Consider the following 15557-nt stretch of genomic DNA (forward strand, 5'->3'; position numbering starts at 1 on the left):
ATCGGATCTGGCGGACCGCGCGGCAAATCGCTCGGACCTCAGGGTTCTCGCGTGTAGAAGCGGTAGAACGTGGCAATGACCGTCCCCACGCCGATCGCGAGGCCGATCGCCGAGGACAGCAGCACGCTCTGCCCGGTGAGGCTGTAGAGGAAGCCGATGGATCCGCCCACCAGCACACCCCAGGCCGCGGCCCGCAGTTCACGGATCAGGAGGTGCTGCACCCGGAGCAGCCCGAAGAGCAGCAGTGCGAAGGCCGCCCCCGAGATCAGCGCCAGGGCCAGCTGTCCCCAGGTCGCGGGGCCGCCGCTGCGCGCGATCTCCTGCGCGTACGCGCCGTACGCGATGCCCAGGAGGAGCGGGACGCCGATGGCGAGCGGGGAGACGCGCCCGCGGACACCCGTGTGCCGGCGTCGGTCGGGTGCGGCGGTGGTGGCGGGTGTGGCAGTGGTGGCAGAGGTGTCATGCGTACGATGCGCCCCTCGTGTGCGGAACGGCGCGCCACCGTGCCGCCCCGGCAGCCGGACAGGTGTGGCCATGACCGGGAACTCCTTCCCTCACACCCCCCGCACCCCCCACTTCTCCAGGGCACACCCGCCCGCCGTGCCCGTCAAGCCCGTTCCTCCCCCTTTCGTCTCCCTTCGCTTCCCTTCGCTTCCCTTGGCTTCCCTTCGCTCCTCTTTCTCCTCTCACCGGGTCGGCGGCGCACCGCTCGCGTCGCCCGGCCGCGCCACGTTCCCTTGAGATGTGCGGACCATTCACCGGACCTCCCTCTCCACGGCGCTGATCCTCCTGCTGACGGTCCTCACCCCGCTCAGCGCGATCGCCGCCTGGGCCGATCTGGAGATCGGCGACACCCACCGCTTCGTCGCGACGACCGCGCCGCTCGCCTCCGACCCCGCGGTACGGAACGCTCTCGCGGACCGGATCACGGACCAGGTCATGTCGGAGATCGCCAACGGCGGGTTCAATGTGGGGCCGCTCCAGGACGACCTGCAACGCGCGATGCGTGGCCTGCTGCACGACGCCGTGCTCTCCTTCACCGAGTCCGGCGCCTTCAGGAACGCGTGGCGGACGGCTGTACGCGCCACCCACTCCACCGTGGAACGGGCCCTGACCGAGGGGCGCGGTAACGCCGTGACCCTTGATCTGGCGCCTGTCGTCCGGCAGGTGAAGAGCCAACTGGTCGCGGACGGGGTGCCCTTCGCCGACCGGATCCCCGTGCAGGACACCCGGATCGTCGTCGTGGAGGCCAACGGGCTCGGCGTCTGGCGCGATGTCACCGAGGGGCTGCGCGCCGCCGGGATCTGGCCCGCCGTGGGCACGGCGCTGCTCGCGGCGGCGGCCGTCCCGCTCGCCGCGTCCGGCCGTCGGGGCCGGGCGGTGACGGGCGTCGGTCTGGCGGTCGCGGCGGGCGGGGCGCTGCTGGTCGTGGTCGTCGCGGTGACGCGGGGGACCGTACTGCGGGATCTGCCGGACAACGGCGACCGGTCGGCCGGCGCCGCGTTCTACGACGCGCTGACCGGCTCGCTCCGGGCCACCGGCTGGGCCCTGCTGGCCGCCGGGCTCCTGCTGGCCCTGGCGGCGTGGCTGACGGGGCGACTGCGGCCGGCGGGACGGCTGCGCCGAGGTGTACGGACGGGCCCCGAAAGCCCTCCCGAAGGCCCTCCCGACGGCCCCCGTGACGCCTGGTGCACTGCCCACCCCGAGGCCCTCCACGACGCCCGCCACGACGCCCGCCACGCCTGACTTTACTAAATCTTTATGCCGATAACGCCCAACCGAATGTCCCTTTTGTGCCGTTTGGAGCACCATGGGGATATGAGCCAGAACACAGCACAGCGGCCCCCCACCACGGGCATGGGCACAGGCACAGGCACTGGTACTGGAATGGGCATGGGAACCACCGGGGTAGGAACCGGAACCGGAGCCCATGCGGAAAGGAAGGCCGCTTGGGCAGTTGGCGGTAGCTTCTTCGCCGGCGTACTCCTGCTGGTGACCGGAGTGACAGACATTCTCCAGGGGATAGCGGCGGTCAGGAGGAACACCTTCCTCAACGCCGCGGGCTACACCTACTCGTTCAACCTGACGTCGTGGGGCTGGATCCACATTGCGATAGGCATCGTGCTCTGCCTCGTGGGTATGGCGATCCTCGGGCGGGCCAGGTGGGCGCGGTACGCGGGTATAGGAATTGCGTCGCTGAATCTGATCGCGCAGTTCATGTACCTGCCGCACCAGCCGGTGTGGGCCATCATCGGCATGGCACTGTCGGCGTTCATCATCTGGGCGCTGGCCACGGACCGAGGCGTTCTCGGAACCGAAGCCGGAGCCGGAACGGGCGCCAGAACCTGACGGTTCGGCACGCCGGAACAGAGAATCCCCCACCCATCTCGCGGGAACAGCGTCATCGCTGTTCCCGCATTCACACGTGTGCTCCGTGCGTCCGTACGGCTTGAGGAAAGATGGAGACCTCCAGCAGGCCGAGCGCGAGAGGCCACCCCCTTTGAGTGACACGAGCGGCACGAACGAGACGCCCCGCAAGGACCGTACGGATCCACCGGCTCAACCGGTGCTGTCGGAGACACCGTCACCGCCGGACACACCGTCACCGCCGCTCGCCCGTCCCCTCCCCCAGCGCCTGCTGGTCGGCGCCACCGGTCTGTTCCTCCTCGCCGCCACCGTCCTGCTCGGCTGCCGCGCCCTCGGCAGCGACGGCGTCACCCCCGTACCGCAACTCCTCGCGTTCCTGCCCTGGCTGCTCGCCCCCGCCACCCTCGCCCTGCTCCTCACCGCACTGCTGCGCTGGCGCGCCGGGGCGGTCTGGGCGCTGGTGGTGATCGGCGCCGTGGGATGGTTCCTGCGGCCGTACGAAACAGGCACCGGCTCCGAAGTCAGGGCGGCGGGCGCCGTGTCCGGCTCCGGCGGCACCGCGCCGACCACGCTGAAGGTGCTGACGTCCAACGTCGAGTTCGGGCAGGCCGCGTCCGGCCTGGTCGAGACGATCCGGCGCGAGAAGCCCGACCTCATATTCGTCCAGGAGTGCGAATTCGACTGCACGCGCCTCCTCGACGGACGCATACCGGCCGCCGACTACCCGTACCGGAACATGGTCAGGGCCGGCGGCGCCGAAGGGTCCTCGATCCTGTCCCGCTTCCCGCTCACCGACACCGCGGGCCTCCCCGGCACCCTCGCCATGCCCGGCTCCGCGGCGCGCATCGGGGACCGCACGGTGCAGCTCCAGCTCGCCCACCCGCTGCCGCCGATCCCGGGCATGGTCGACGACTGGCGGACGGAACTGGGCCGTATCCGTGCCTACGCCGCCGCGCAGGAGGCGGCCGGCGCGCCGCTGATCCTCGCCGGGGACTTCAACGCCACCCGCGACCACGCCGTGTTCCGCGCCCTCCTGGACGCGGGCCGGCTCCGCGACAGCGCGCTCCTGGCGGGCGCGGGCCACACCCCGTCCTGGCCCTCGGACGTGCCGCGGCCGCTGGGCGCCCAGATCGACCACGTACTGGTCAGCGACGACTTCTCGGTACGGAGCGCCCGCTTCCTGGACCTGGCGGACACCGACCACCGGTCGCTGCTCGTCACCCTCGAACTGCACTGACCCGACTCGTCACGCACCTCGCGTACCTCTCGTACGTCACGCACCTCTCGTACGTCACGCACCTCTCGTACGTCACGCTGTCATCATGGGAGAACATTCCGAGAGCAGTGTCCCGAGCGGCGCCTCCGGCGCGGGTCCGCCCTCGCCACGCCGCCCCGCCGCGCCCCCGTGGCTGCTCGCGGGCCTGCGGCCCAGTTCCGCGCCCGTCCCCTGGGCCGCCGCCGCCCGGGCCTCCGTCGGCATGGCCACGCCGCTCGCGGTGGGGATCGCCGCCGACCGGCCCGCCTATGGGGCGCTGGCCTCGCTGGGCGCCCTGTACGGCGTCATCGGCGACACCGCGGACGCGTACCGGATGCGTATCTTCAACATCGCGGTCCCGCAGTTCTTCGGCGCCGTCGGTGTCACGCTCGGCACGCTCGTCTTCGGCCGGGGCTGGTGGGCGGTCGGCGTTCTCACTCTGCTCGCGCTCGTCTCCGGAATGATCTCCTCCATCGGCGCGGTCGCCTCGTCCTCCGGGCTCCTGCTCCTCCTCTTCGCCGTGCTGGGCGCCGGGCTCGCGATGCCCGAGCCGTGGTGGGTGGCGCCGCTCCTGTTCACCCTGGGCGGGCTCTTCGTCCTTCTGCTGTCGCTGCTGGCCTGGCCGTTGCGCGGGCTGGAACCGGAACGGGCCGCCGTCGCCGGTACGTACCGCGCCGTGGCCGACCTCCTCGCGGTGGCGGGCCGTCAGCAGCCCGCGGCCGGCACTCCGTACAACGCGCGGGGCGCGTACGGGACATCCGGCACGCACGGCACGCACGGCACGTACGACACGAGGCGTCAGGCCGTCACCGACGCCCTCAACCACGCGTACGACCTGGTTCTCGCCCGCCGCGCCCGCGAGCACGGCCGCTCGGAACCGCTCGTGCGGCTGCTCGCCCAACTCAACGTCGTCATCCCGCTGGTGGAGGCCGCCCCCGCCGCCCATCAGCGCGGCCGTCCGCTGCCGGACGCGGTGCCCGCCGCCGTACGGGAGCTCGCGGACGCGGTGGCCGAAGGCCGTACGGACCGCGCGCGCCCCGCGCCGGAGCCCGCGCGGCCCGACCCGACGCGCCCCGGCGCCACCTCGGCCGAACGGGCCGTCGACGCCGCGCTCCGCCACGCCACGTCCGTCGTGCACCACGCCGAGCCCGACCCGGACAACGTCGACGACCGGCTCGGCCGCCCCGCCGCCCTGCGCGTCCGCGCCCGGCGCGCCACCCGTGACGTCCTGCTCTCCGGGGACTCCTGGCGGTACGGACTGCGCCTCGCCCTCTGCATCGGGCTCTCCCAGGCGCTGGTGTCCCTCGTCCCGGTGCCGCGCTCGTACTGGGTGGCCCTCACCGTCACCTTCATCCTCAAGCCGGACTACGGTTCGGTCTTCTCCCGCGCGGTGCTGCGCGCCCTCGGCACGGTGGCGGGGCTGGTCGTCGCGGCGGTGATCCTCTCCCACGTCGCGCGCGGCTGGTGGGACGTGGCGGTGATGCTGGTCATCGCGGGGCTCGTGCCCGCGATGACGGTGAAGGGCTACGCCTTCCAGACGGCCGCCGTCACCCCTGTCATCCTGCTTCTCTCCGACCTCCTCAGCCACGAGGGGTCCGGGCTGCTGCTCACGCGCTTCGTCGACTCGATGATGGGGTGCGCGATCGCCCTGGTCGCGGGCTATCTGCTCTGGCCGGAGAGCTGGCACACCCGGATCGGGGACCGGCTGGCGGACGCGGTCGAGGAGACGGCGGAGTACGTACGGTGCGCGTTCGCCGCGGCGCCCGACGCCGACCGTGCGGAACGGGTGCGCACGCGCCGCCGCATCTACCGCGATCTCTCCGTCGTCCGCACCGAGTTCCAGCGCGCCCTGACGGAGCCCCCGCCCACCGGTACGCGCGCCAGGGCCTGGTGGCCGCTGCTCGTCGCCGTCGAACGCGTCGTGGACGCCACGACGGCGGCCCGGGTCCGCGTCGACCACGGCGCCCCGCCGCCCGCCCCCGCCGAGACCGCCGCGATCGAGCGCCAGTTGCGGGAAATGGCGACCGGTATGCGCTCCAGCGACGTCCTGGTGGAGGTACGGGCGGAACTCGGCGGCGACGAGAAGGGCGTACTGGCCCCGCTGCGCCACGAGGTACGGGCGGCCCGCGCCATCGCCTCCCCGCAGCGGCGCCCGGGCCTCACCGGCACCACCGGGCTCACCGGTCGCGCGAGGTGACTCCCGGCACGTAGGGTCTGTCGTTTGGATCATGCTGGGCTCGCGTGCCCGCAGCGACATCAGCCGCTACCGCGGCGGGCCGCGCCTCGCCGCGTTGACGGCGGATACGGGGGAGCCGACGCTCACGCGTCGCCTCCCTCCTCGGCCTTGCGATCCACGGCACCAACAGCGACATCAGCCGCTGACGCGGCGGGCGCTCCCTGATCCAGCCTGATCCAAACGACAGACCCTAGCCCCGCGTACCCCCGCCGGGCACCTTCAGCAGCGCCCAGACCCGCTTCCCGGGCCCCCTGCGCGGCGCCACGCCCCAGTCGTCGGCCAGCGCCGCGACGAGCGCGAGCCCCCGCCCGCACTCGTCGTCCGTGCCCGGCACGCGCGGTCTCGGCAGACGGTCCCCCGCGTCCTCGACCTCCACCCGGAGCAGCCCCTCCGCGTGGTACAGGGTGACGGCGATCTCCCGGCCCGGCGGACTGCCGTGCCGCAGCGCGTTGGTGACCAGCTCGGACAGGAGCAGGGCCGCGGTCTCGCCCGGATCCCCGGGCAACCCGATCCGCGTGTGCAGGACTTCGCGGGCCCGGCCGACGCTACGGGGGTGACTGGGGAGCCGGAACGTGACGTATCGGCCCTGCGGATCGCGCTGTTCGTCGTCGTGCTTCATGGGGGCGTCGTGGTTCATGCGACAAAACTTCCCCGTAACAGGACATTTACGTTCTCCGGCCCGAATATCTCCATCCGAAGTCCGCCGCCCGCCGGAAGCCCGCCTCGCTCCAGGGGTCCCGCCGCCCGCCCGAGGTCAGAAACCGGGGAAGACGCGCCGCAGGTCGTCCAGGGTGATCGCGTCGCCGGTGAGCACCACCGAGGCGGGGGTGTGGTCGGGGGCGTGGCGGCCGGTGACCGCGCGGAGCCACCACTCGGCCGGGGCGGTGAGGACACCGTCCGGCCGCTCGGGGGTGTCGCCGACCGTGGCGGCGTCGCCGAGTTCGAGGCCGAACGCGTGGTCCGGGGAGGTGAGGCGGACGGCGAGCGCGACCCGGCGGCCGTCGAGAGCGGCCGGCTTGGCGAGGAAACCGAGGAGCGCGCCGGTCTGGTCGAGGAGCAGCCGGGTCGCCTCGGGCGCCAGCACCGCCGTGGAGTCGAAGCCGACCCTGACGTCCCACGCGTGATGCGTGAACTCGCTGAGCCGCATGGTGGCCGCGGTGGCCACGTCGACCGGCGCGGGCAGGAAGCCCAGGTCGACACGGAGGTCCGCGCGGGTCTGCGCGTCCAGACCCTCGTACCGCCGGACCAGTGCCTCGTCGGCTTCGAGGAAGCGCTCGGCCCGCTCGGCGGGCGTCATCGCGTCCCAGCGCGCCCAGACGGAGCGGTTGAAATCACCGTCGGGGCGTTCCGTGCCGTTCAGGGCGCTTTCGAGGACGGCGAGGTTGATCTCGGCGCCGCTGCCGAGATGGCTCAGCACCTGCGACACGTCCCATTCCGAGGCCCCGGTGGCGTGGGTGAGGTCGTCCGCGGTGAAGCCGCGCACGAGGGACGCCAGTTCGTCGTGTCCGGTACGCAGGGCCTTGATCGTCAGGTCGGCGCGGTCGGTCGTCATTGCTGTGGTCTCCGTCATCGGCGAGGCAGGGGTCGGGAAGCAGGGCGTAAGGGAGAGGCAGAAGGAGGGGCAGAAAGAGGGTGAGGAGGTACGGGGCCGGTCACGCTACCGCGCGGGCGAAGCGGAGGGTGGCGTTGACGGTCGTCAGGCCGCGCATCATCCCCATCTGGTTCCACCCGATGCCGAACTGGGCGCGGTCGACGACGAACTCGGTCTCCAGCGTGACCGCGCCGGCGTCCGCCCGTACGACCCGCGCGGTCAGCGTCTGGGGCCGGCCGACGCCGCGCACGGTGAGCTCGCCGGTCACCTGGACGGTGTCGTCCGGACGGAGCTCGGCGCCGTGGACGGCGAAGGTGAGGGCGGGGTGGTTGTCGGCGTCGAAGAAGTCCGCGTGGCGCAGGTGCTGGTCACGCTTGGCGTGCTTGGTGTCGAGGGAGGCGGCGTCGAGCGTGATCGTGCCCTGGGCGGAACCGCCGGCCCGGACCTCGCCCTCGCCGCTCACGGAGGTGAAGGTTCCCTTGACGGTGACCAGGCCCCACATCGTCTTCTGCTGTACGGCGACGACGGAGGCGGCCTGGTCGAGCCGCCACAGGCCGGTTTCGACGGCGACGGTCATGAGAGCGCTCCTTATGAGGGACGGTATGACGAAACGCAGGACGGCACGGGCCCACCGACGGCACGGGCCACCGACGGCATTGGTCATCCAAATTTGAACAATGTCACCGTAGCCCGTAATCCAAATATGAACAACCTACTCCTCCAAAATTGGACGACCGATAGAATGGGCCCCATGCCGGAACCCTCCGACCCCCCAGCCGCACCCGAGTGCCCCGCGTCCCGGGGGGACGCGCTGCTGCCGCCCGAGCTGCGCGCCTGGATGCACCTCCTGGCGGCGGCCGGCGTGGTCGAGCAGCGGCTGCGCTCGGACGTCAAGGCGGCCCTCGGGGTCTCGCACGACGAGTTCCTCGTGGTGTGCCTGCTCGCGGACCAGCCGGAGGCCAGCCTCCGGATGACCCGGATCGCCGAACTCCTGGGCCGCCCGAAGACCCGGCTGACCTACCAGGTCGCCTGTCTCCAGCGCGCCGGGCTGGTCACCCGCCGGTCGGTCTCCTGCGACAAGCGCGGCATCGAGGTCGCCCTCACCGACAAGGCGCGCCGCGTCCTGGGCGAGGAGTTCCCGGCCCTGGCCGCCGCCGTCGTCCAGGCACTCGCCGAGGACATCGACCCCACCCAGCGCGCCGCGCTCTGCGGGCTGCTGCCGCCCACCCGCGCGGAGGGCGCCCCGTAACCCTCGCCGGCGCCCGGACGGCTGCCGCCGCGGCTACGCCCCGACCCCGGCCGTGGCCACGGCGGCTTCGAAACACGCCCTACGCCCCGGCCCCCGGCCGTTCCGCGACGGTCCGGCACGCGGCGTCGCCGGCCGCCGCACAGGCATGTCCTTCTCCCATCGAAGACGGCGCCCGCGGTCCGTTCGTCGAGGACCGCGAGGCGCCCGGGCCGACGGGCCGGGTACCGGCCGTGCCGGCAGCGTGCCGGAGCCGGCGGTTTCGCTTCCCGCGCCGGAGTCGGTTACATCGGCGAAAGGTGCGGAGGCGTGAGCAGGGGCGGCAGGGAAGGCAGGGGGACAGGAGAGGAGAGGAGAGGAGAGGAGAGAGCCGAGAAGGCTAGGAGGGCTGGGCCTCCGGTCCGGCGGCGGGACCCTTCCGCCAGACGAAGACCTCGGTGCTCGGCACGCGGCCGGAGAACCGGCCGGACGAGGAGACCCGCCACAGCAGTCGGCGCAGGTCCGCATCGAACGCGTCACGACGGGCGCCGAACAGGTGCGGGGCCGAGAACGACATCGAGAACACGCCCGCGACGGCGTCGTCCACCGTACGGTCCAGCGGCTGCCCGCCGGGCACGACATGGCGTTCGGGACCGGAGAACCCCGCCCGTGCGAACACCGCCGCCTCGCCGCCGGGCGTTCCGTGCGGCAGCACCCCGCGGCCGGCCCGCCGGACCGGTCCCAGGTACTCCCTGACCAGTTCCCCGATCGCCGCGTCGGGCACGGCCGGATACGGTAAACCACCAACAGAGCCGACAGAGCCGACGGGCCCGGCGGACCGGTCCGCCGACTTCAGGTCCGCGACGTGCGCCAGCGCCCCGCCGGGAAGGAGCATGTCCCGGATGGTCGCCGCCACCCTCTCCTGGTCCATCCAGTGGAAGGACTGGCCGAACGTCGCGACGGTGAACGTCCCGAGCCCCAGCGGCAGTTCCTCGGCCCGCGCCCGCACCCACCGCGTCCTGCCGGCCACTCCGGTCCCGGCCGCGCCACGCTCCGCCTCGGCGATCATCCCGGCGTCCGGGTCCACCCCGACGGTCTCGCGGAACGCGTGCGCCAGGCCCAGTGCGAGGGTGCCCGGTCCGCACCCCACGTCGATGAGGCGTCCACGCCCGTCGAGTCCGAGCACATCGGCGAGCACGTCCACCAGTCCGGGGGCGTACGGTGGTCTCCCGCGCCGGTAATAGGGCGCCGTGCCCTGGAACAGCGTCTCGTCCCACTCCCAGCCGGCCACCATGTCCGTTCACCACTCCTCGAAGAGATCATCCGCCGGTCCGGCCGCCCGATGATTCCACGGCTCGACCGGGCCCGCCGAACCCTTTTCACAGACGCACGGCCCCACGAACACACGAACACACGAGCACACGGACGCACGAACGGCCCGGAGACAGCCCGTCGCCACACCCGCGCGCACCGACTCGTAGGAGACAACTCACCTGACACCTAGGCTTCTTGAACTATGAAGGTGCTGATATCCGTTGACATGGAGGGCATCTCGGGGGTCGTACACCCCACCGAGACGAATCCGGACCGCTACGACTACGAGCGCGGCCGGGCGTTGATGACGGCCGAGGCGAACGCCGTGATCGCCGGTGTCCTCGACGCCGAACCCACCGCCGTGGTGTGGGTCGCCGACGCGCACGGCCCGTTCCGCAACCTGCTGCCGGAGGAACTCGACCGGCGGGCCCATCTCGTACGGGGCAAGCCGCGCCCCCTGGGCATGCTCGGCGGGATCGACGAGGACACCGACGCGGTGCTGTTCATCGGCTACCACGCGCGCGCCGGCGTCGGGCCCGCCGTCCTCGCGCACACCATGAGCGGCGACATCCTCGACGTACGCGTGGCCGGACTCCCTCTGGGCGAGATCGGCCTCAACGCCGCCCTGGCCGGAACCCTGGGCGTGCCGGTCGTGCTCCTCAGCGGCGACGACACCGCCTGCGCCGAACTGCGCGAACTGCTGCCCACCGCGGTCACCGTCCCCGTCAAGCAGGCCCTCGGACAGGCCACCGCCGTCGCCCTGCACCCCGAGGAGGCCCGGGAGCGGCTGCGCCGCGCCGCCGCCGAGGCCATCACCCGGCGCGCGACGGTTCCACCGCTGGTCCTGACCGGGCCGTTCGATGTCGAGGTCGACCTGTACAGCCCGGTCTCGGTCGACCTGGCGACGCTCATCCCGGGCGTCTCACGCGCCGGGGGCGACGGGGGCCGGACGGTCACCTTCACGGTCGACGACTTCGCCGACGCCTACCGGCTGGTCCTCCTGCTCGTACAGCTCTCCTCCATCAAACCCGGTTAGCGGTCCGTCCTTCGAATCGAATCGAATCGAATCGGACCGGACCGGATCACCAGCGGCAGCAACAGCACCGCTGTTACCAGCACAACAGCGATAGTGAGGAACACCGATGCGCATACTCTTCAGCGCGACGCCGGCACACGGTCACCTCTTACCGATGGGCTCACTGATCCGTGCGGCGGTGGACCGCGGTCACCAGGTGGCCCTGCTGACCGGTGGGGGAATGGCACAGGTGGTGGCGGAGGAACTGCCCCCGGCCGTGGAACTCCTGCCCGCCGGCCCCATGCCCGCGGAGCTTCTCGCCGAGGCGACGCGGCGCGTGGGCCACGATGTCATGAACCCCTCGCCGGACGAGGTCGGCGAGATCTTCGCCGCGACCAGGATCGACCTGACCGTCGAGGAAGCGGTGCCGGCCGTGTTCGGCTGGAAGCCGGATGTCGTCGTCGCCGAGGCGTACGACACGGTCGGCCCGCTTCTGGCGGCGATGCTGAACGTCGAGTGGTACGAGGTGGGCCTCGGGCCCGCCATGCCCGGCCCGTTCGCCGAGGCGCTGGCCCGGGAGGCGGCTCCTCGCTACGCCGCGCGCGGGGCGCGGCCGGCACCGCCGCGCAGTTACATCGACCCCTGCCCGCCGCTGCTCCAGGTACCCGAGTGGTCCAGCCCCGTCCGGCACTGGCCGATGCGCCCGGAGGCCCACCGCCGCCCCGGCAGCAGCTGGTCACCGCCGGCCTTCGCGGACCCGGCCAGGCCCAGGGTCCTCGTCACCCTCGGAACCATCTTCTCCGAGGCGGAGTTGCTCAACACGGTGGTAGAGGCCGTCACCTCGCAGAACACCAACGCCCTGGTCACCGTGGGTTTCGGCATCTCGCAGGGCCTGAAGGCGGGAACGGGGCCGGCGGAGGGTGCCGGCGGCGGTCCGGTGAACGGGGCGGGCGAGGCGCGGTACGTCCCCTTCGCGCCGATCCACGATCTGCTCGACGGCGCGGACGCGGTGGTCGGCGTCGGCGGCTCGGGCACCGTCCTGGCGGCCCTCAGCCACGGGGTGCCCATGGTCCTCTGGCCGCAGGGCGCCGACCAGCCGTTCACCGCCGCGCGTACGGAGGCCGCGGGCGTCTCGCTCGTCGCGGACAGCGCCGCGACGGTGGCCTCGTCCCTGTCGGAACTGCTGGCTGACGGCCGGTACCGCACCGCCGCGCGGGACGCGGCCGACCGGATCGCCGCGATGCCGAGCCCCGGCGACATACTGGACGCGCTCGTGGCGGAAGCCGGCGCGAACGTCCGCTGACCGAAGGCCCGAAGGCCCGGAAGACCGAAGACCCCGGGGCCCTGGCGGCCCCGGGGCCCTCGTACGCCGTCCCCCGCCGTCCCTCAGCTCCCGCAGCGGCGCCGCCGGACCCCTCCGGCGTCCCATCCACGCGTTCCAGGGCCACCGCGTTTCCCCTGCTCAGGGCCCTTTTCGGCGTTCCACCATCCCGAACTCCCGGCTGACCGTAGCGGCTGGGACGGATGCCCGGACAAGCTCTGGTCATCCAAGCAGCACCCCACCCGACGCCTAAGGGGAAACGCACCATGTCCCGCATCCGTAACTCCCGCACCCGTCTCGTGACCGTCGCCGCGAGCGTCGCACTCGCCGCGTTCTCCCTGACCGCGTGCCAGGACGGAACGGGCCTGGCCGACGAGGGCGCGTCGAAGGACTCCGCCGCGACCGCCGTGGCCGACGAGAACACGAGCGCGTCGAAGGGGTCCTCCTCCGGCTCTTCCGCCGACGGCTCCTCCAACGGCAACCCCTCCAACGGCAGCTCCTCCGCCGCCGGCTCCTCCGGCAGCGGCTCCTCCGGCAGCGGCTCCTCCGGCGGTGAGCCGAAGCAGAACACCGGCGGCTCGCAGCCGAACGCCGATACCCCCAGCCAGGTGGTCACCTGTGAGGGCTCCGTGACGAAGACCGTCGCGACTCCGCTGAGCCGCCCGGTGAACCACCTGCTCCTCACGGTCACCAACACCGGCAGCAACCCCTGCTTCCTGTACGGCTACCCGGCCGTCCAGTTCGGTGAGGCCCAGTCCGTACCGCCGGTCATCGAGGACACGCAGCCCCAGGCCGTCGTCACCCTGGAGCCCGGCCAGTCCGGCTACGCCGCCGTGAACCTGTCCGCCGCCGACGGCAGCGGCGCCAACGGCAGCACCGAGAAGTCCCTGGCCGTCTACTTCCAGGGCCGCTCCGGCAACGAGAGCGTCGGCAAGGGCGCCAACCCCCCGCTGCCCGCCAAGGGCGTCAACATCGACGACTCCCTCAAGGTCACCTACTGGCAGTCGACGATGGACCTCGCCATCAACTGGTGACCCCGCGGCCGCGCCCGGCGGCGGATGCCGCCCCCATGACCGTCCAGAGGGCCATGCCCCACAGGCTGAACGCGGCGATGAGGCCCACGGCGAGGCGGACGGTCTCGTCCGGGCCGTCGAACGCGCTGGTGGCCAGGGCCCACCAGCCGAGGCCGAACAGCGCGAGGAACCCCACCCCTGACTTGAACATGATCAATATCCTAGAGGGAGGAGTGGTTCGTGGGACCGGAACATTCCCGGGCCGGCGCCCGCCTCGCCGACGGGCGGCCTCATCCGTTACCGTCCGGGGCCATGGAGGACGCGCGGCGCTGGCTCGCCGAGCAGAGCATCACGGAGGCCGCCGGCAGGTGGTTCGACGCCGAGGCGCCGGACCGCCCGCTCACCGGCAACGAGGTCGCGCTCGCCTGGGCGGGCCAGCTGCTCACCGACGAGTCCCTGGAGGCGGCCGAGCGCGTACGGCTGGCCTTCGGGCTGCTGGATCTCCTCGGCGAGTACTGGGTGAGCCACGAGATCCGGTCCGCGGACCAGGGCCCGGAGGGTCCCCTGCCCGCCGACGCGCTGTGGGACGGTTACCGCCGCGGACTGGAGGCGGACCGGGACGCCGAGGCCGTCACGTACTCGCTCTGGGTCGACTGGTTCGAGGACCCCGACACCGCCGCTACCGCCTTCGCCGAGGTGCTCGGAAACGACATCGACCGCGTCGTGGCGCAAGGAGCGGCGGGCCCCGCGGCCCCGCTCCGCCGGGCCGGCCGCGCCCTGGCCGTCTCGGGCCCCGTCCCCTGGCCGGTGAAGCGGGCGGCGTACGACGCCGCCGCACGGCTCCCCGCCCTGCACGGCCCGTTGTTCAAGGGCCTGCTCGCCGGCTACCACGATGTCCGCGGCGACCTGGATCCGGCGCCCGCGCGGTCCCTCCTCGCCCGGCTGCGGCTCCCGGCGGACACCCCGCATCTCGCGGAGCTCCGGGCCGTACTCGCGGCAGGGCACAGGAATCACTACCGCAGCCCCCACGCCTGGAACGACGCGGTGCGGGCCACCGCGGACTGATCCGCCTGGCCCCGGACGAAGGCTCAACAGCTCAGCGCCGCGCGTGACGGATCTTCAGCCGCCCGAACCCCATCGTCCCGGAGATCCGGATCCTGGGCACGCCGGGGCGGTAGCCCCGCGGGGTCCTGTGGAGCGAGTCCTTCCAACCCGTGTGCAGATCCTCGATGTCGACCGTCGCGTCCCGGGGGACCGTGATCTTCGCTCCGCCGGTGCCGAGTTGCAGCTCGATGTCGACCGCCGCGTGGTCGAAGACCGCCCGGGACAGGTCGAGGTGCACCTTTCCGAACGCGGACTCGACCTTGAGGAACCGGGGTACGCGCCATGCGCCGCGCCGCCGGATCCGTCCGCCGGCGACGGCGATCGTGGACGTGGACGTGGTGCTCGCGTTCTCCGCCGGGAGCGAGGCCAGAGCCGACACCAGCTCGCCGTGCGTCCTGGCGGTGAGCGCCCGGCCGAGGCGCTCGTCCATCTCCTCGTGCGAGAGCTGTCCCTCGGCGTAGGCGTCCTGGAGGCGCCGCACGGCCGCGTCCCGGTCGTCCTCACGGATCAGCGACAGCGGGTCTTCCGGCAGCGAGGTCACCGTTGCACTGTAGTGCCGGGGTCACGATGCGAACACACCCGGATCACCCGGGAGTTCGCGACAGGCCCCAGGTCCGGCGGCGGCGTACGCGCGCCGCCGCCGTACGATCAAGCACTTTTCGGCGCCCGGCCCTGATCGAGCCCCTGCAACCGCTCCATCTCCCGTCGGTCCCGCTTCGTCGGGCGGCCCGCGCCCCGGTCGCGCACCGGGACCGACGGGGTCAGCTCGCGGGGCGGGGGCGGGGGGCTGTTGTCGACGTAGCACTCGACCGCCACCGGGGCGCCGACCCGTTTCCGTACCGTACGGGAGACCACGACCACCCGGTCGCGGCCCGCGTGGCGCAGGCGGACCTCGTCGCCCGGCTTCAGGGTGTACGCGGGCTTGACCCGCTCGCCGTTGACGCGGACGTGGCCCGCGCGGCAGGCCGTGGCCGCCTGGGAGCGGGTCTTGGTGAGCCGTACGGACCAGATCCAGGTGTCGACCCGGGCCGTTCCCTCGCCCGGCCCTGTCCCCGCACCCGCACCCGTGCCCGTACCGGAAGCCTCAGAAGCCATACCCCGAGGGTAGCCCGGCCC

17 protein-coding genes are annotated in these 15557 nt (G+C 72.6%); 9 read left to right on the forward strand and 8 right to left on the reverse strand.

Going from position 1 to position 15557, the window contains the following annotated elements; translation table 11 throughout:
• Positions 1–38: 38 nt before the first annotated feature.
• Positions 39–536 carry a hypothetical protein gene (locus AB0P17_RS27870; RefSeq protein WP_365814762.1) on the reverse strand — a complete coding sequence of 166 codons (498 nt, stop codon included), beginning with the start codon at positions 534–536 and terminating at the stop codon, positions 39–41.
• Positions 537–744: 208 nt separating this feature from the next.
• On the opposite strand from AB0P17_RS27870, the gene AB0P17_RS27875 reads away from it, so the two are divergent.
• The 4 genes from AB0P17_RS27875 to AB0P17_RS27890 all read left to right on the forward strand — a co-directional run bounded on the left by AB0P17_RS27875 (position 745) and on the right by AB0P17_RS27890 (position 5819).
• On the forward strand, positions 745–1746 hold the full coding sequence (locus AB0P17_RS27875; RefSeq protein ID WP_365814764.1) for a hypothetical protein: 1002 nt from the start codon (positions 745–747) through the stop codon (positions 1744–1746).
• A gap of 72 nt (positions 1747–1818) precedes the next feature.
• Positions 1819–2349: a hypothetical protein gene (locus tag AB0P17_RS27880; RefSeq protein WP_365814766.1), complete on the forward strand. Its 531-nt coding sequence runs from the start codon at positions 1819–1821 to the stop codon at positions 2347–2349.
• A 151-nt stretch (positions 2350–2500) separates the two neighbouring features.
• On the forward strand, positions 2501–3604 hold the full coding sequence (locus AB0P17_RS27885) for an endonuclease/exonuclease/phosphatase family protein (protein ID WP_365814768.1): 1104 nt from the start codon (positions 2501–2503) through the stop codon (positions 3602–3604).
• Between the two features lie 85 nt (positions 3605–3689).
• The gene (locus AB0P17_RS27890; RefSeq protein WP_365814770.1) at positions 3690–5819 is read left to right on the forward strand and encodes an FUSC family protein; all 2130 of its coding nucleotides are present in this window, start codon (positions 3690–3692) and stop codon (positions 5817–5819) included.
• Between the two features lie 229 nt (positions 5820–6048).
• Here AB0P17_RS27890 and AB0P17_RS27895 read toward each other — a convergent pair whose 3' ends face one another.
• The 3 genes from AB0P17_RS27895 to AB0P17_RS27905 form a co-directional block, all read right to left on the reverse strand.
• Positions 6049–6495 (reverse strand): ATP-binding protein, encoded by a 447-nt coding sequence (locus AB0P17_RS27895; protein WP_365814772.1) that lies wholly within the window; start codon positions 6493–6495, stop codon positions 6049–6051.
• A gap of 117 nt (positions 6496–6612) precedes the next feature.
• Entirely contained in the window at positions 6613–7410 is a 798-nt protein-coding gene (locus AB0P17_RS27900; RefSeq protein WP_365814774.1) for a maleylpyruvate isomerase family mycothiol-dependent enzyme, read from the reverse strand.
• Between the two features lie 100 nt (positions 7411–7510).
• A complete protein-coding gene (locus AB0P17_RS27905) occupies positions 7511–8026 on the reverse strand; it encodes a YceI family protein (RefSeq protein ID WP_365814776.1) in 516 nt (171 codons plus the stop codon).
• A gap of 174 nt (positions 8027–8200) precedes the next feature.
• Here AB0P17_RS27905 and AB0P17_RS27910 point away from each other — a divergent pair, with 174 nt between their 5' ends.
• Entirely contained in the window at positions 8201–8698 is a 498-nt protein-coding gene (locus tag AB0P17_RS27910) for a MarR family transcriptional regulator (protein WP_365814779.1), read from the forward strand.
• Between the two features lie 376 nt (positions 8699–9074).
• Here AB0P17_RS27910 and AB0P17_RS27915 read toward each other — a convergent pair whose 3' ends face one another.
• Positions 9075–9968 carry a class I SAM-dependent methyltransferase gene (locus AB0P17_RS27915; protein ID WP_365814781.1) on the reverse strand — a complete coding sequence of 298 codons (894 nt, stop codon included), beginning with the start codon at positions 9966–9968 and terminating at the stop codon, positions 9075–9077.
• A gap of 222 nt (positions 9969–10190) precedes the next feature.
• Between AB0P17_RS27915 and AB0P17_RS27920 the strand changes: the two genes are divergently transcribed.
• The 3 genes from AB0P17_RS27920 (at position 10191) to AB0P17_RS27930 (ending at position 13358) form a co-directional block, all read left to right on the forward strand.
• The gene (locus tag AB0P17_RS27920) at positions 10191–11024 is read left to right on the forward strand and encodes a M55 family metallopeptidase (RefSeq protein WP_365814783.1); all 834 of its coding nucleotides are present in this window, start codon (positions 10191–10193) and stop codon (positions 11022–11024) included.
• Between the two features lie 154 nt (positions 11025–11178).
• Entirely contained in the window at positions 11179–12306 is a 1128-nt protein-coding gene (locus AB0P17_RS27925; RefSeq protein ID WP_365814785.1) for a nucleotide disphospho-sugar-binding domain-containing protein, read from the forward strand.
• 284 nt (positions 12307–12590) lie between these two features.
• Positions 12591–13358 carry a DUF4232 domain-containing protein gene (locus tag AB0P17_RS27930; protein WP_365814787.1) on the forward strand — a complete coding sequence of 256 codons (768 nt, stop codon included), beginning with the start codon at positions 12591–12593 and terminating at the stop codon, positions 13356–13358.
• On the opposite strand, the gene AB0P17_RS27935 is transcribed toward AB0P17_RS27930, so the two are convergent.
• The gene (locus AB0P17_RS27935; RefSeq protein WP_365814789.1) at positions 13348–13548 is read right to left on the reverse strand and encodes a hypothetical protein; all 201 of its coding nucleotides are present in this window, start codon (positions 13546–13548) and stop codon (positions 13348–13350) included. The genes AB0P17_RS27930 and AB0P17_RS27935 overlap by 11 nt on opposite strands.
• Before the next feature lie 101 nt (positions 13549–13649).
• Between AB0P17_RS27935 and AB0P17_RS27940 the strand changes: the two genes are divergently transcribed.
• Positions 13650–14402, forward strand: coding sequence for a hypothetical protein (locus AB0P17_RS27940; protein ID WP_365814791.1), 753 nt, complete (start codon positions 13650–13652; stop codon positions 14400–14402).
• A gap of 31 nt (positions 14403–14433) precedes the next feature.
• Here AB0P17_RS27940 and AB0P17_RS27945 read toward each other — a convergent pair whose 3' ends face one another.
• Together AB0P17_RS27945 and AB0P17_RS27950 are read right to left on the reverse strand one after the other, a co-directional pair.
• On the reverse strand, positions 14434–14982 hold the full coding sequence (locus AB0P17_RS27945) for a DUF1707 domain-containing protein (RefSeq protein ID WP_365814793.1): 549 nt from the start codon (positions 14980–14982) through the stop codon (positions 14434–14436).
• Between the two features lie 107 nt (positions 14983–15089).
• Positions 15090–15536 carry a S4 domain-containing protein gene (locus AB0P17_RS27950; RefSeq protein ID WP_365814795.1) on the reverse strand — a complete coding sequence of 149 codons (447 nt, stop codon included), beginning with the start codon at positions 15534–15536 and terminating at the stop codon, positions 15090–15092.
• Between the last annotated feature and the right edge of the window lie 21 nt (positions 15537–15557).

Origin of the sequence: Streptomyces sp. NPDC088124 (assembly GCF_040685895.1) — a bacterium.
Taxonomy (GTDB): Bacteria; Actinomycetota; Actinomycetes; order Streptomycetales; family Streptomycetaceae; genus Streptomyces.

Coding starts and splice junctions, on each gene's coding strand:
- AB0P17_RS27940 (WP_365814791.1), top strand. CDS start 13,650: ATGGAGGACGCGCGGCGCTGGCTCGCCGAGCAGAGCATCACGGAGGCC.
- AB0P17_RS27895 (WP_365814772.1), bottom strand. CDS start 6,495: ATGAACCACGACGCCCCCATGAAGCACGACGACGAACAGCGCGATCCG.
- AB0P17_RS27870 (WP_365814762.1), bottom strand. CDS start 536: ATGGCCACACCTGTCCGGCTGCCGGGGCGGCACGGTGGCGCGCCGTTC.
- AB0P17_RS27910 (WP_365814779.1), top strand. CDS start 8,201: ATGCCGGAACCCTCCGACCCCCCAGCCGCACCCGAGTGCCCCGCGTCC.
- AB0P17_RS27925 (WP_365814785.1), top strand. CDS start 11,179: ATGGGCTCACTGATCCGTGCGGCGGTGGACCGCGGTCACCAGGTGGCC.
- AB0P17_RS27915 (WP_365814781.1), bottom strand. CDS start 9,968: ATGGTGGCCGGCTGGGAGTGGGACGAGACGCTGTTCCAGGGCACGGCG.
- AB0P17_RS27950 (WP_365814795.1), bottom strand. CDS start 15,536: ATGGCTTCTGAGGCTTCCGGTACGGGCACGGGTGCGGGTGCGGGGACA.
- AB0P17_RS27905 (WP_365814776.1), bottom strand. CDS start 8,026: ATGACCGTCGCCGTCGAAACCGGCCTGTGGCGGCTCGACCAGGCCGCC.
- AB0P17_RS27900 (WP_365814774.1), bottom strand. CDS start 7,410: ATGACGACCGACCGCGCCGACCTGACGATCAAGGCCCTGCGTACCGGA.
- AB0P17_RS27920 (WP_365814783.1), top strand. CDS start 10,191: ATGAAGGTGCTGATATCCGTTGACATGGAGGGCATCTCGGGGGTCGTA.
- AB0P17_RS27880 (WP_365814766.1), top strand. CDS start 1,819: ATGAGCCAGAACACAGCACAGCGGCCCCCCACCACGGGCATGGGCACA.
- AB0P17_RS27930 (WP_365814787.1), top strand. CDS start 12,591: ATGTCCCGCATCCGTAACTCCCGCACCCGTCTCGTGACCGTCGCCGCG.
- AB0P17_RS27890 (WP_365814770.1), top strand. CDS start 3,690: ATGGGAGAACATTCCGAGAGCAGTGTCCCGAGCGGCGCCTCCGGCGCG.
- AB0P17_RS27935 (WP_365814789.1), bottom strand. CDS start 13,548: ATGTTCAAGTCAGGGGTGGGGTTCCTCGCGCTGTTCGGCCTCGGCTGG.